Source organism: Streptomyces sp. NPDC007863 (assembly GCF_040633895.1).
Classification (GTDB): domain Bacteria; phylum Actinomycetota; class Actinomycetes; order Streptomycetales; family Streptomycetaceae; genus Streptomyces.
In genome coordinates, this window is record NZ_JBEYEI010000022.1 from 1 (window position 1) to 12,842 (window position 12,842).

Annotated in this window: 10 protein-coding genes and 3 pseudogenes; 3 read left to right on the forward strand and 10 right to left on the reverse strand. The window is 69.3% G+C overall.

The window, feature by feature from the left end:
* Positions 1 to 55: 55 nt before the first annotated feature.
* From ABZ621_RS29995 to ABZ621_RS30005, 3 genes are all read right to left on the reverse strand, one after another.
* Positions 56 to 1,918, reverse strand: coding sequence for an RHS repeat-associated core domain-containing protein (locus tag ABZ621_RS29995; protein ID WP_360609573.1), 1,863 nt, complete (start codon positions 1,916 to 1,918; stop codon positions 56 to 58).
* 447 nt (positions 1,919 to 2,365) lie between these two features.
* Complete coding sequence (locus tag ABZ621_RS30000) at positions 2,366 to 2,935, reverse strand: GNAT family N-acetyltransferase (protein WP_360609574.1); 570 nt, start codon at positions 2,933 to 2,935, stop codon at positions 2,366 to 2,368.
* Positions 2,936 to 2,988: 53 nt separating this feature from the next.
* Complete coding sequence (locus tag ABZ621_RS30005) at positions 2,989 to 3,927, reverse strand: MerR family transcriptional regulator (RefSeq protein WP_360609575.1); 939 nt, start codon at positions 3,925 to 3,927, stop codon at positions 2,989 to 2,991.
* 872 nt (positions 3,928 to 4,799) lie between these two features.
* Here ABZ621_RS30005 and ABZ621_RS30010 point away from each other — a divergent pair.
* Positions 4,800 to 5,648, forward strand: coding sequence for a hypothetical protein (locus ABZ621_RS30010; protein WP_360609576.1), 849 nt, complete (start codon positions 4,800 to 4,802; stop codon positions 5,646 to 5,648).
* A gap of 288 nt (positions 5,649 to 5,936) precedes the next feature.
* Here the strand turns inward: ABZ621_RS30010 and ABZ621_RS30015 are convergent, their stop codons facing one another.
* Positions 5,937 to 7,592, reverse strand: a complete 1,656-nt coding sequence (locus ABZ621_RS30015) for a cellulase family glycosylhydrolase (RefSeq protein ID WP_360609577.1) — start codon at positions 7,590 to 7,592, stop codon at positions 5,937 to 5,939.
* A 154-nt stretch (positions 7,593 to 7,746) separates the two neighbouring features.
* Positions 7,747 to 7,926: pseudogene (locus ABZ621_RS30020) on the reverse strand (IS5/IS1182 family transposase); the annotation flags it as partial.
* Between the two features lie 257 nt (positions 7,927 to 8,183).
* Between ABZ621_RS30020 and ABZ621_RS30025 the strand changes: the two are divergent.
* A complete protein-coding gene (locus tag ABZ621_RS30025; protein WP_360609578.1) occupies positions 8,184 to 9,038 on the forward strand; it encodes a ferredoxin in 855 nt (284 codons plus the stop codon).
* On the opposite strand, the gene ABZ621_RS30030 is transcribed toward ABZ621_RS30025, so the two are convergent.
* From ABZ621_RS30030 to ABZ621_RS30045, 4 genes and pseudogenes are all read right to left on the reverse strand, one after another.
* On the reverse strand, positions 8,994 to 9,134 hold the full coding sequence (locus ABZ621_RS30030) for an FAD-dependent oxidoreductase (protein ID WP_360609685.1): 141 nt from the start codon (positions 9,132 to 9,134) through the stop codon (positions 8,994 to 8,996). The two genes, ABZ621_RS30025 and ABZ621_RS30030, sit on opposite strands and share 45 nt — an antisense overlap.
* A 217-nt stretch (positions 9,135 to 9,351) precedes the next feature.
* Positions 9,352 to 9,861 carry a DUF6479 family protein gene (locus ABZ621_RS30035; RefSeq protein ID WP_360609579.1) on the reverse strand — a complete coding sequence of 170 codons (510 nt, stop codon included), beginning with the start codon at positions 9,859 to 9,861 and terminating at the stop codon, positions 9,352 to 9,354.
* Positions 9,862 to 10,053: 192 nt separating this feature from the next.
* Positions 10,054 to 10,549: pseudogene (locus ABZ621_RS30040) on the reverse strand (transposase family protein); the annotation flags it as partial.
* A 225-nt stretch (positions 10,550 to 10,774) separates the two neighbouring features.
* Complete coding sequence (locus tag ABZ621_RS30045) at positions 10,775 to 11,485, reverse strand: SDR family oxidoreductase (protein ID WP_360609580.1); 711 nt, start codon at positions 11,483 to 11,485, stop codon at positions 10,775 to 10,777.
* A 92-nt stretch (positions 11,486 to 11,577) separates the two neighbouring features.
* On the opposite strand from ABZ621_RS30045, the gene ABZ621_RS30050 reads away from it, so the two are divergent.
* The gene (locus ABZ621_RS30050) at positions 11,578 to 12,033 is read left to right on the forward strand and encodes a DUF427 domain-containing protein (protein WP_360609581.1); all 456 of its coding nucleotides are present in this window, start codon (positions 11,578 to 11,580) and stop codon (positions 12,031 to 12,033) included.
* Positions 12,034 to 12,475: 442 nt separating this feature from the next.
* On the opposite strand, the pseudogene ABZ621_RS30055 reads toward ABZ621_RS30050, so the two are convergent.
* A pseudogene (locus ABZ621_RS30055) lies at positions 12,476 to 12,700 on the reverse strand (amino acid transporter); the annotation flags it as partial.
* Positions 12,701 to 12,842 lie beyond the last annotated feature (142 nt).

Consider the following 12,842-nt stretch of genomic DNA (forward strand, 5'->3'; position numbering starts at 1 on the left):
CACCCTCGACGGCTGCGGCTCAGCCGCCTCGACGGACTCGCCCTCGGGCACGTTCTCACTGGTCATCGATGCATCCTCCATGATCGGGAGTTACACCGAACGATTTACAGTCCCCGCTGGCGAGATCGCCGGCCTCGATCCAGCTGTCGAGCTCCGGAACCCAAAACGGGTGCGTACTTGTAGTGATGAGGACGCTGCCACCGTTGGAGGTGGCGAGGGTGAGTTCGACGAACTCCTTGTCACTTTCCGTTCGGATAGTCTCGACGACCTTCTTTCGCCGCTCCTGACCGGTGGCTACGTCAGTGGTGAGGATTACATCGCCGGTTTGGACGTCCTCAATCTTCTTGGCCGTGCCGTCACCCATGAGAACTTCGGTTTCAGGAAGGAAAGAATGACACTTCTTGAGCAACCCCTTGGCCCCGGCAAAGGGCAGGGCCACCATTCCCACGAACCCCTCACCGTCTTCGTAGCCGGGGTCTGTGGTGTCGACGCCCATATTTCCCATCAGGCCGTCATACCCGTCGGCTACCGGAGAGCTGCTCACCCTGTCACTCATGGGCTTGATCATGAGGAGAGCATCGACACCGGAAGCGAAGAACCGACCGATTCCCGCAACTGTGTTGCCGTTCCACGTCATCTTTCGACGGTGGAAAAGAACGACAGTTCCCCAGTTCACACCGTGAGGCTTGTTGTAGGTCCGCTTCCCCTCTTGGTTTTCCTCCCAGCTGTTGTACTTCCAGCCCGTGACCTTGTACTCCCACGATTCGTGGTAGGTCTGTGAGGCATCGGTTCCGTCGTTGTCGGAGTTGCACCTGCTGGAGTTTCCGCCGCAGACGCCTTCCGGACGCAGGCCGGTGGGGTCGCTCTTGGTGATGGGGCTGCCGTTGGCGTAGGTGTACCCGTTCATTTGGAGCGGGTCGGTGATGTCGATGAGGGGATCGGCGGAGAGGAAGCGGCCGGTGGTGTGGTCGTATTCGCGGGCGCCGATGTGGGTGAGGCCGGAGATGGTGTCGTCGATGCCTACGCCGAGGTAGGTGCGCTTGTTGGGCCAGTTGGCGGGCTTGGGGCCGCGGGGTTCGCCGTAGGGCTTGAAGGCGCGGCGGGTGACGGGCTGGGTGCCGCCGGCTTCGACGGTGGTGTGGGCGGTGCCGAGGTGGTCGGTGAGCAGGACGTTGAGGGTGTGTCCGGTTGCCGACTGGTTGGTGGTGGTGCGGACGACGGTGGGGGTGCCGGCCTGGGCGTAGGCGCGGGAGGCGCGGGTGATGAGGCCGACGGTGTCGGTGGTGAGTTCGGTTTCGCCGAGGTAGAGGGTGCTGCCGGTGTTCGGGGTGTGCTCGAGGATGCGGTTGCCGTCGGCGTCGTAGACGTAGGTGGTCTTGGTGGTGCCGACGGTGTTCGAGGCGAGTTTGTGCTCGGCCGTCCACTGGAGGGTCTGGTCGGGGGTGGTGCCGGGGAGGTTGCGGGTTTTGGTGGTGCCGGTGGGGTTGTAGGTGTAGCTGGTTTCCTTGCCGGCCGGGGTGGAGGCGACGGAGGCGAGGGTGTGGGGCTGGGTGGTGTTGTAGGTGGAGGTGTAGGTGGTGGTTCCAGCGGGGGCGCGGTCCGTGGCCGTGACCCGGTTGCCGATCCAGTCGTAGGTGAACGCCTGGTGGTAGGAGTTCGTGTCGGTGGAGAGGGTCGTGGCGTCGGGGGCGGTGTTGGTCAGGCCGGCCGGGGTGTCGGTGGCGTCGGCGGAGGCGTCGGCGATCGGGCCGGTGGAGGAGGATGCGTCGGTGCGGTTGCCCCAGGTGGTGCCGTTGGCGGCCTTGCAGCCGGTTCCCGAGCCGTTGGGGATCAGCTTGGAGGTCCAGGCGTTGACGAGTTCGCCCAGGACGTCATACGTGAAGCACTGGTTGTCCCAGACGGTGCTGGTGGCCGTCACCGCGTCCTGCCGGCCAACACCACCGGAAACCCCATCGACGGACCCTCCACCGAAGTAGGCACCGGCGGCTGGAACACCACCATCACCACACTCGGCTGAAAGCCCCCACCGCGACCCCGACAGGACGCCCGAGAGAGGCTGCCCTCCCGTGACGAGAGGGCAGCGGATAAACGGAGCGGGAAAAGGCGACCATCGATCCCGGGGACCACGCGCCGCCATCGAGCGGCACGCTCCGGTCCACAGCGTCGGCAACGGTGCGCCGCGACCGGGCCCGGCCGTCGGCGCCAGGTGGTCCTGCGGGCCGAGCGCACCCGCGGCCTGGGGCCACTCCAGCGGGTGCGGGGAGCGGACTTCCTGACCAGCAGTTCTACCCGGCGGCGCACCACTCCCAGGCACTTTCACGAAACAGACACCCACCTCGGCCGATCCGCAGAGCACGCGTGGATCTCAGGCGTCCCTGCACCGTATGTGCAGATGACCGTCGAGAGGGAAGGAGGGCGGCGCCGCGGGCAGAAGGCTGTCGAACTCGTACCGGCTCTTCTGCGCAACGCGGCACGAAGCGGAGTTGTCCACCTGATGCAGGAGTTCCAGACGCGTCAGCCGGCCGGCCCCGAGCGTGTCGAAGGCCCAGCCGGTGAGGGCCTCCAGAGCGCGAGGCGCCACACCCCGTCCGCGAGCATGCGCCGCGGTCCAATAGCCCACCTCGGCCGAGGGTTTGCCGGAGGCGACTTCCTTGAGGACCACATTGCCGACCAACTGCCCATGGGTTGGGTCGGGTTGCGCTTCGAGGACCGCGAAGCCGAACCGGTCGCCGACCGCCCATCCTCGCTGCTGGGCCCGCACCCACCGCACCGCGTCGGTGTCGTTCTCCACGGAAGAGCCTGTCCAGTGGCGCAAGTCTGGATCCTCCCGGCATGCCTCGACCAGCGCGGGAACGTCCTGCATGCACCAGGGACGAATGACGAGGGCGGCAGCGGACGGCGTGGCATCCGCACGCAGTACGGCGGTGTCGGTCACCGGCCGATCGTCCGCGTCGGCGTCCGGCCCCGGCACAGTCGGTTCCGGGCCCACTACCGCTGCGTCCGAACGCGCAGAGCCTCGACGGACCAGTCGAGCACGCGCGCCAGGCTCTCCGGAGCAGGCCAGCTGTTGATCACTGCGAGCAGCTGGAAGTACCGGTCCCTGCGCGGGTCGTTCGCACTCTCCAGCCGGAGCAGCAGCCGACGGCGAAGCTCGGCGTCGTCAGGGCGGCCGCAGATGGGCGCGTAGCGATCGGCAAGCGCCGCGACGATCGGATCGGCCTGAGGGGAGGCCGGGTCGATGCCCGCCGTCAGGGCTGGGGCGACCAGGTCACGGACAGCTGCGGCGAAGTCGGGGCGCGGGCCCGTGGTGTCGCCCTGTGCTCGTTCGGCTGCCAGATCCTCGGCCATTCGTCGTACGCCGGCACGGAAGTCGGGGTCCAGGGCCAGTTCGGCCCACTCCACCCATGCTCGGGCCTGCTCCGCCTCGGGAGCATCCGGCAGTTCGGGGGTCATCGAGCGCCTGACCCCCGCGAATGCGGGGTCGGCACCGAGACCGTCGAAGACGGTGTCGAGGAAATCGCCGATGAGATCTCGGCGTTCGTCCTCGGAAAGCTGGGCAAGCTGGTGCATGAGATCGGTCTCCTCGGGAGTGAGCCCTCGCTCGGCCACGACTGTCAGCACCGCGTGCCGCAGACGAAGGATGCGAATCTGCGCCGCGAGTGCGTCGGCATGCGCCGCGGCGACCTCGGGGAGGGAGAGCTCCCGATCCACGATCTTGCGGATCGTGGGAAGGTCGAGCCCCAGTGTCCGCAGGGTCCGCACGAGGTCCAAGCGCGCGACGGCGTCGATGTTGTACAGGCGGTAGCCGGCCGGGCTGCGGTCCGTCGGCGTCACGATTCCGCGATCGGAGTAGAACCGAATGGTCTTGATCGTGAGACCGGTCCGCCGAGCCAGCTCGCCGATCGAGTAAAGCGTGTCGCCGTCCATGCCCCTAGCTTGGTGTCTCCCCCTACGGGAGACTCAAGCCCCCCTCGCCGGCCGACGGCCAGCCCCCTCGTGCACAGGTCTTGGCTGTTCCTCGGGCGCTGTCTCCCTCAGGTGACACGCCCGCGGGCTGAACTTCCCTGCAGTTGTCACCGCTGGTTGTGGGCCGGGCTCCTCCACGCACGACCCGGAAACCGGCCCCATGGCCGACTTCGAACTCGCGGAGAACCTCACCAGCCTCTCCACGACTGAGCTCGAAGACCCCCCACCAGGACACCGTCACCACGGTCCTGGAGCGCTTCAGCTCGTCCCCCGGATGCCAGCGCGACCTCGCCGAACTCCGGTCTCTCGCCGCCGAGATCGATGCCCGCGCCGCCCAGGTCCTCGGCGGGCCGGAAAAGCCCGCCGCGGCCACCGGAGGCAAGGGGCGACGGCGACGAGGGCCCGGCCGAGGTGAGCGAGCAGTTCGTCGAGGAAGCGACAACCGCCGCGGCCGTTCGTCACCCGCCCCGCCCCCTGCTCGACCTGTCCGCCGTCCGCCGTCCCCCGTCCGCCGTCCGCCGTCCGCCGGTACGACCCCGGATCCAGCCCCCGCAGGACCCGCCCCGGGACACGGAGATCACCACCGCCGTCGAACATCCCCGGCGCGCCCCTCACCTCCGGGACGGGCGCCCGGACCACACCGGTCGAGCGCCTGCCGGTTTCCGTTCGCACGGACTCCGAGGATCCAGGAGCGACGGTGACGCGGGGTGTTGGATCAGCGCCGACGCGCACCGCTCCCTCTGCCCACGCGGGCGGTGCGCGGCTACGCTGGGGGCGTCCGTGCGGCCTACCGCCGCCGGGTCGGCCGGGGGGCCGGGAGCTGGGGGCGCACGGTGGACTGGCTGCTGACCGACGGCGAGGGAATCCTGACCTTCTGGGTGCTGGCGTTCGGCGTCTGCAACGTCCTGCGCGGCGTCTACTGCCTGGACCGTGACCGCAGATGGCGGCACAGGGTGCGTGGCCTGACGGCGCGGGGCGTGGATCCGGTCCGCGCGGGATATCTGACCGGTGGCGCGCGGGACGCGGCGGAGGCGGCGGCGTTCGTCCTGGCCGCCGGCCGCTTCCTCAGCGTCGCCGACGACGGCGGTCTGCGGCTCGTCCCCCGGCGCAGGAAGCCGCGCGACCCGGTGCTCACGGCGTTCGTCCGGGGAGCCGGAGGTGCCACCGGCGTGAAGGTGTACGAGATCCCCGGCCACCCCCGGTTCGAGGAGTTCCGCACGTTGCTGTGGGAACGGGAGCGTGACACGGGGCTGCCGATGACGACTGGTCTCAGCAGGCCCCTGATCGCGGCCTTTGCCGCCATGGCGGCCTTCTTCATGGGCATGCACGTCGTGGTGACCGAGGCTCCCGTGCCGTTCGACGAGGACGCGGGACAGGCAGCGTGGCTGCTCGTGGGCCTGATCACCTGGGCGGCCCTGTCGGCGGTGACGGCGCTGTGGCCCGGTGCCGGCGGACGCCGCTGGCCGGCACTCGACGCGCACTGCCGGGCAGAGGTGGAGCGCGCCCGGGCCGCCGTGCCGGAGGGCACGCGCCGCGCGGTGGCCGCCTCGAAGTACCGGCCGCGCCCCGCGCCGAAGCCCCGCGGGGCCGGCGGCCGGTCGGGCGGGTCCTGGGCAGACGACATCGGCGGCGACTCCTGCGGAGGGTGCGGCGGTGAAGGACCCGCACCCGGCCCGCCATAACCCGGGAACCACCACGAAGGTTTCTGCGGTGAGATCCGGCAGGAGATCGAGCGCGGATGCCGGCCGGAAAGGCTCGGTGCCTGTCAGCGACGCGATGCGCTCCCCCAGGCCGTCGGGCACGAGAGCATCCGATACTTCCGCCACATGCGTCACATGCGCCGCATGCGCCACACGCGCCACTTCGCCGGCATCCGCTGGGTCGCCGAGCCCTCACCCCGAACCCGTTCGGAAACGATCAGTTGCAGTTACCCCGCCGGGGCGCGGACGCGGTGTCCGCGCCCCGAAGGGTCAGGACGTGGCGCAGGCCGCACCGTCGAGGGTGAAGGCCGACGGGGTCGGGTTCGTCGCCCCCTTGGTTCCGATGAAGCCGACGGTGACCGATCCGGACGGAGCGATCGTGCCGGTGTACGAGGCGGGCGTCACCCGGACCGCACCGCCGGTCTGGGTGGCGGTGCCGCCCCACGCCTGGGCGACGGTCTGCCCGGCGGTGAAGGAGAAGCCGAGCGTCCAGCCCTGAACGGGGGTGGTGCCGGTGTTCCGCAGGACGATCTCACCCTGGAAACCGCCCGGCCACTCACCGACGACGCGGTAGCCGACGGCGCAGTTCGCGCCGGGGACGGAGGTGCCTTCGTCGGTGGTGACATCGACGGAGGCCGAGCGGGCGGACCGGTTGCCCGCCGCGTCGCGGGCGTAGACGGCGAAGGTGTACGTGGTGTCGGCGGCAAGGCCCGTGAGGGTGACCCCGGGGACGGTGGTGGCCGCGACCGGCGTTTCGGTGGCGCCGCCGACCCGGACGACGTCGTATGCCGCGACCCCGGTGTCGTCGCTCGCCGCCGCCCAGGTCAGGGAGGCGGAGTCGGCGGTCACGCCGGTGACCGAGAGCCCGCCGGGGGCGGTCGGGGCCTGGGTGTCCTGGGATCCTCCGCCGAAGACCGTGGCCTCCCGCGAGGTCTGAGCGATGCCGTTCGCGCCGTGGAAGATCCGCTCGCCCCACGCACTGAGGCGGCTCGGGTCGAAGTCGACGGCGAGGTCGAGGACGGGATCGGTGTTGCCGCTCCAGGACCAGGCGAGGTAGCCGAGGCGGAGCTCCTCGGCAGCGGCCATCATGGTGTCCTCGTCGGGGTCGCCCCACTGGTCGGCGGGTCCCCCGAACTCCCCGATGAGAATCGGGAGCCGGGCGGCGGTGAACGCCCCCAGGTAGTCCCGGATCTCCTGCGCGGTGTCGAAGACGCTGTACATGTGTATGGAGAAGATCAGGTTGCCGGTGGTGTCGGCGGCGTACACGGACTGCGCTTCGGCCTTCATGACGCCCTGCCAGTCCTGACCCCAGTTGGGCGCGTCCACCATGAGGGTGTGCGCGAAGCCGGCTGCGCGGAGCTTCTTCACGGCGGCGACGGTGGGGGCGGTCCAGCCGGCCGGTTCGGCGTTGCCCCACGGCTCGTTGCCGATGTTGACGATGACGTGGTCCTCCTGGCCCGCGAGGACGCTCTTCAGGCCGATCCAGTAGTCGGCCGCCTGGTCGAGGGTGCCCGCGGCCGCCTCCTCGCCGTAACCGGTGGTGTCGTGGACCTCCAGGACGCAGATGAGGCGGTTGGCCTTGCAGTCGGACACGACCGCCTGGACGTCGGCGGGGCTGTTCGCGGCCCAGCGGTGACCGTTGGAGAGCACGACCCGGACCGTGTTGGCGCCGAGGGCCTTGATGTCGGCGAGCGACTGGGTCTCGCCCGGGTACCAGGTGTGGGCGTGGTTGACGCCCCTCATGATGAAGTCGTTGCCGTTGGCCTCCAGCAGTCGTCCGTCGCCGATGTGGAGTCCTGTCGCCACGGCGTCGGCGGTCCTGGCCCGCGCGTCGGCCGCGCCGAGCAGGACGTACGCCAGGAGCGTCGCGATTCCGGTCACGAGGGTGAGGACGGCGTGGGGCAGGGGTGCCGCTCGGGTATGCACGGGGCCTCCAGTCGACGAGGTTCGAAAGACACGTGGGAGCGCTCCCATGAAGTCATCGCAACGTCGGTCCGTCAAGACTTGGAGGGCATCTCATTTGGTGAGCCCGCGGTGGCAGACGAGGGCGGGGAGGCGGCGGCAGCCGGCGAGCCGGGCCATGGGTGCGCTCCCCAGTCCAGCGGTGGCGGCCAAGTCGTCGTGAGGACCCGGTCCCTTTGTGGGCGATGCCGCGGGTGATGCCGCGTCTGCGTATCCATCGTCGCGGCTGGGGGTAGTCGTAGCCCTTGTCCGCGTGGAGCGTTCCCGGCTTGCGCCGCCTGCGTCCACGGCGGGAGCGGAACGAAGGGAAGCCTTCGGCCGACGAGATCAGGGCTTGGCTGTCGTGCAGGTGCGGCGGCAACTGGCGTGCGCGGCACCCCTCCATCCGCCCCGCAACTCGGGAGCATCCCCGTGGTCCTGTCTGGTCTCGGCACACCTACGCTGGTCTCGACGCCGCCCACGGCTTGCTCGTCGAGGCCTTCCGTCCCACGGCAGGTGGTCTCGCGACGTGCCGGGCCCGCCTCTCGGCCCCTCGAACGAACGTACGCTGCCGTCATGACGCCCTACTTCGACGCGGCGGCGGCACTGTTCCAGGCGCACCCGAGCTGCAACGGTCGCCGGGAGGACCGTCTGTGGCTCAATGTCCCAGGGCCGGTGTACGGGGCCGAGACGGACAACTGTGCGACCGGACGACTCGAAGCCCCGCGTCATATCCACTACGGCGGTCCGTACTTCACCGAGTACGTCTACCGCCAGCCGTGCACACCCGACGAGGTCCAGGACCTGCTGGGCGCCGTCGAGGCCGAGCCCATGGACGGCTGCGCCTGGGACGGAGACCGACGGTGGACACCTGGGGCGGTCCGCGAGTGGTGGCGGAACCGGCAGCGGGTCCTGGAGTACCTGCACAGCCAGGTCCACGAGTGGAAGCGATACGACCAGTGGATCCCGAACCAGCGAGCAGTGGAGGGCACCCTGGACTTCGAGGCCTACATCGCCGGCGGCACCGAAGCCGGAAGCCTGGAGACTCGCGAAGCGTGGATGCGGCTCGGACAGGACACAGCTGTTCAGGAAGCGGCTGCGGGAGTCCACGACGAGCGTGGGTTCGGTCAGTGGGGAGCGTTCGGTCGCATGGTAGACCGTGCTCACGGTACGGCCCGCAGGAACCTCCAGCTCTGGCAGAAGGCGGGCCGCGGCACCTGTCCCGGGCGAAGCCGCCCGGTCGGTCAGCAGGCCACGACCGCGAAGGAGGTCCCGGGCGGGATCGGTGAACCGTCGAATCCCTTGCTTCGTCGACACGAGAACGGCGGGGCTGAACGGGCGCAGCCGCAGGCGCTTCAAGTCAAGCCGTCTCTTGACCTGCGGGTACTAGGTGTGGAAGACCTGGAATCCGCAGTCGACCGTAAAGCCTGAGACCTGATCGGTGCGCATGTGGCCGCCCGCCGACTCGTCCGCCTCCAGGAGGCGGACCGCGAGGCCGGCGCCGGCGAGGTCTGCCGCACACGCCAGGCCCGCGGCACCGGCACCATGACGTCCGTACGCTCACTCGGGAACGTGGCCATGGAGGTACTCCTCACTCACAGTGCTCTGCAGGGCCGGTGGTCGCCCCGGGAACCCACGGCCTCGGCCGAGACCCTCCTGCCCTGATGACGGTGCACAACTCCGCGGGACTGCGCGACCCTTGCCACCGCCGCACTCGTATCGATAGCCGACGACCGGAATCGGCTCAGTCTCCATGACCCGTTCCCCCGCTACCGAAGCCGCCGCTGGAGATGCCCCGCCACTTGCGCTCCTCCTCGCTCGGGGGTTCAGGGGCGGGCTCGCCTGTGTTCGTTAGGTTGTACGGCATGAGCCGGTGCTCCCCGTCGGTCAGAGGGACGTCCGACGGCTTCCGGTACTCCGTCATCTCCCCGGGCAGTCGGTCGGATTCGGGCCGGTGCGGCTGTGATTCCGGTTCGGGAGGCGGCAGTTCCTTGTTGTTCACCCGCATCCCGAAGACGAAGGCACCGATCAAGATCGCCACGACTACGAGGCCGCCGAGGACCTGGGCCAGCCCGGACTGCCAGACGCCGGCCGCGAGTGTCGGCCCTTCCAGAAGATCAACGCGCATGAGGTCTACCTCACTGTTTCTGCGTGTCGCTCGAGTGACGCTTCGAGAGTCGGCAGCGTCATTGATCCATTCCTTGCGAGAGACGAACGCGGATGCGCTCTCAAGGCTGGCTTCGAAACCTGACACGGCCCTTCCCATCACCTTCGGCCAGGTGCTGGCCTCCTTGGAGGACTTCCGGCACGCCAAGCACTGCGACCGGGGAACGGTGCGCTGGAACTCAGATATCCGGAGCACCTATGAGTGGAGTTCGTCTACCTTTCGGACAGGACTGCCCAGCGCCTTCCCGTAGCCCTCCTGGAAGCTGAGCCATTGAATTCTTCAGCGTTGACGCTCCAGGGTGAGGATGGCTGCGGCGATGGTGGTCATGCGGTTGGGGCTGCAGCGGGCTTCGCCGAAGATGCGCATTCGCAGATCCGGATGATGCGGTGGGTGCGGGCGGCGGTCAGGTCGTGGGTGCGGCCGGGCAGCGCGAGTGAGATTCACAGCAGCCTGCCCGCGGGATCGGCCACGACCTGCACGTTCACACCGTGACGGCGGTGCTTCTGGGAGAAGTCCGCCCGGCCGTCGCCGACGCGGTCGCACTCGGCGAGCGTCCCGTCGAGCAGGACGTACTCCGGATCGTCCTCCCGCAGGACCCGCAGGACCCGCAGGAGGCCCAGTGCCCGGCCGGACAGGTGCTGGACGACTGCCTGGACGTAGGCGTGGGCGGTGTCGACCGTAATGCCGAAGGCGGCGGCGATCTGCGTGAGCGTGTCGTGCCGGCGGAGGTAGACCAGGCCCACGAGAGCACGCTGGGGGGCGGCAGCTTGCAGCGATGGGGAGCCAACAGGGCTCCTGTGCCGATGGGTTGAGACTTCGAACACCTCCCTCAACGGCGCGGGAGCCCTGTGCGTTGCGGTCCTCATCCCGACTCGGCCTGAGTCCCTCGATCAGTGGCCATTCTGATAGAGCTCACTGAATGCCCGGCAGCCACCCCCGTCCTCGCAGGGCACCCGGCTTCGGTCTTGTGGCCTACGGCCCCGTGAATGGTGGCGCGGTCTTACCTGGCCCGGGGTGCGACAACGAGCTTCCCGGCAGGATCCGTGCTGAGAAGTTCAGCACCTGCCGCCAACGCGTCCGCGACGGCGGCGGCCACATCAAGCGGATCACCGCCCTTCGGCATCTGCGGGGCCGTGCCCATCACAGCACGGTCCGCAAAACCCGTGTCGAGGTGGGCAGGGCGAATCTCGAGCACCCGAACGCCGGCCTGCCGCACTTCGCGACGCACGGCACCGAGCCACGCGCTCAATGCTGCCTTCGAGGCGCTGTAGTCGGCCATCCCGGACTGCGGGCGCTCGGCCACCATGCCCGTGACAGCGGCGATCGCGGAACCGCGCTGCAAGACGCCCAGCGCGGCACGGAAGAACGCCACTGGTGCCAGGTAGTTGACGGCCGCCAGGTGCTCGGCGATCTCGTCACCCACCTGTTCGACCCTGCCGAAGGCCACCGAGCCGAAGGCCACGACAACCGCGTCCAGGCCTCCGAGGGCAGCCGATGCCCGGTCGACCGCACGAGCGCATGACCCGGCGTCGTACGCTTCGAACACAGCCGTCGGAGCTGCTGGATACGTCTCCGCCGCCCGGGCCAGGCTGCTCGGGTCGCGACCGGCGAGGGCCGGCCTCGCACCGCGGTGGACCAGCTCGGTCGTGATCGCACCCCCCAACACGCCGGTGCCACCTGCCACAAGGACACGTGCGCCATTCAGATCCATGCTCCACTCCCGCAAGCGAATCGACTACTCGTATCCCATCCACCTCTGTTTCTTGCCTTCGGCCTCCCCCGGATGCGATTCCCAGAGGCGCCATGCCGTCTCGGCTGGTCTCTCGCACGGCTTCCCTGCCCGACGTCGCCGCGACCCACGCCTGGAAGCGCAGGTCGAAGCCGGTGGTAGGGCGCATCTGCAAGGCCTACCAGCTCGGGGGCTCCAAGCCTTCGGTAGTGAGCACGGCGCTCGGCTGTCCGACCCGCATCCGTGAAGCCCGTTGCCAGGGACGTCATGAACGAGAGGGTGATCCAGATGAGGCAGGCCGCGGAAGGCGCGCACCCGCCGAGTCGGTCTGGGGCTATCCCAGGCCTCCGCTCGCGGATCCCGATGAGCGCCATGTCGTCATTCGCCATGCAGGAGTAGTCCTTGCCGAGTCTCGCCGATGCATCCGCGTCCTGGAGACAAGCCACCCACCGGTCTTCTGCCTTCCACGGCAGGACATCCGCACCGATCTACTGACGCCGCCATCGCCTCGGCGAACGCGCTGTGAGTAGAAGGGCGTGGCGTCGTACTGGTCCCTGGAGCTTCCTGGGAGCACCGTCAGGGGGCAGCCTTGCATCCACGGACCACGTACCGGCCTGTGGGCTGATCGACTGCCCGCGCGAGGTGGACGCACGTTCGCCGAGAAGCGGTGGTTACGCGAGGACGCCCCGACCTTGCGGTCGCGGACCCGGACGAGGATGCCGTCCACGATCCACAGCCGCTCGACCGCGTCGGCGGCCGAGTCGCCGACTCGGTCGCGAGCTTTGGCCACAGCCGATGGGTCTCCCGGCCGACCGCCGCGGCCGAGCAGCGGCGCGATCTGCCGGATAGTGAGGTCCTCGGGGCAGCGGACGGCGACCAGCAACACCGGGTCGCCACCGCCGCCCGCCGCACGCCGACCGTCGCGAGCATCCCGAAAACCGGTCACGCCAGCCCCTCCGATCAGCACGAGGGTCAGAAGTGGGTGGCGATGTCAAAAGCCTGTCGGAGCTGCGTCATGTCGAGACGGTCGCGGTCGGCCGGCTCGTATCCCCGGTGAAAGTAGACCTGCTGATCGGCCGATATGCAGGGGACGGTGGTCCCCTGGATCGTCCCCGTGACAAAGCACGAGGCGGGATGGGTGAACGGGTGCTCGACATCGGATGACGACTGGACTGCGGACCCGTCGGCGGCAAAGACCGCCCGCATACACGTCCACGGTCAGGCCCGGGACTGCGTGCAGGACGGACACGGTGGCTTCGTCGGCCTGCGATGCTGCCAGCGCGGGAGCACCGGAGGCGCAAGCGAGGAAAGCGGCGGTGCCCATGGCCATCGCGGCACC

Coding starts and splice junctions, on each gene's coding strand:
- ABZ621_RS30005 (WP_360609575.1), bottom strand. CDS start 3,927: ATGGACGGCGACACGCTTTACTCGATCGGCGAGCTGGCTCGGCGGACC.
- ABZ621_RS30025 (WP_360609578.1), top strand. CDS start 8,184: ATGACGCCCTACTTCGACGCGGCGGCGGCACTGTTCCAGGCGCACCCG.
- ABZ621_RS30045 (WP_360609580.1), bottom strand. CDS start 11,485: ATGGATCTGAATGGCGCACGTGTCCTTGTGGCAGGTGGCACCGGCGTG.
- ABZ621_RS30050 (WP_360609581.1), top strand. CDS start 11,578: ATGCCGTCTCGGCTGGTCTCTCGCACGGCTTCCCTGCCCGACGTCGCC.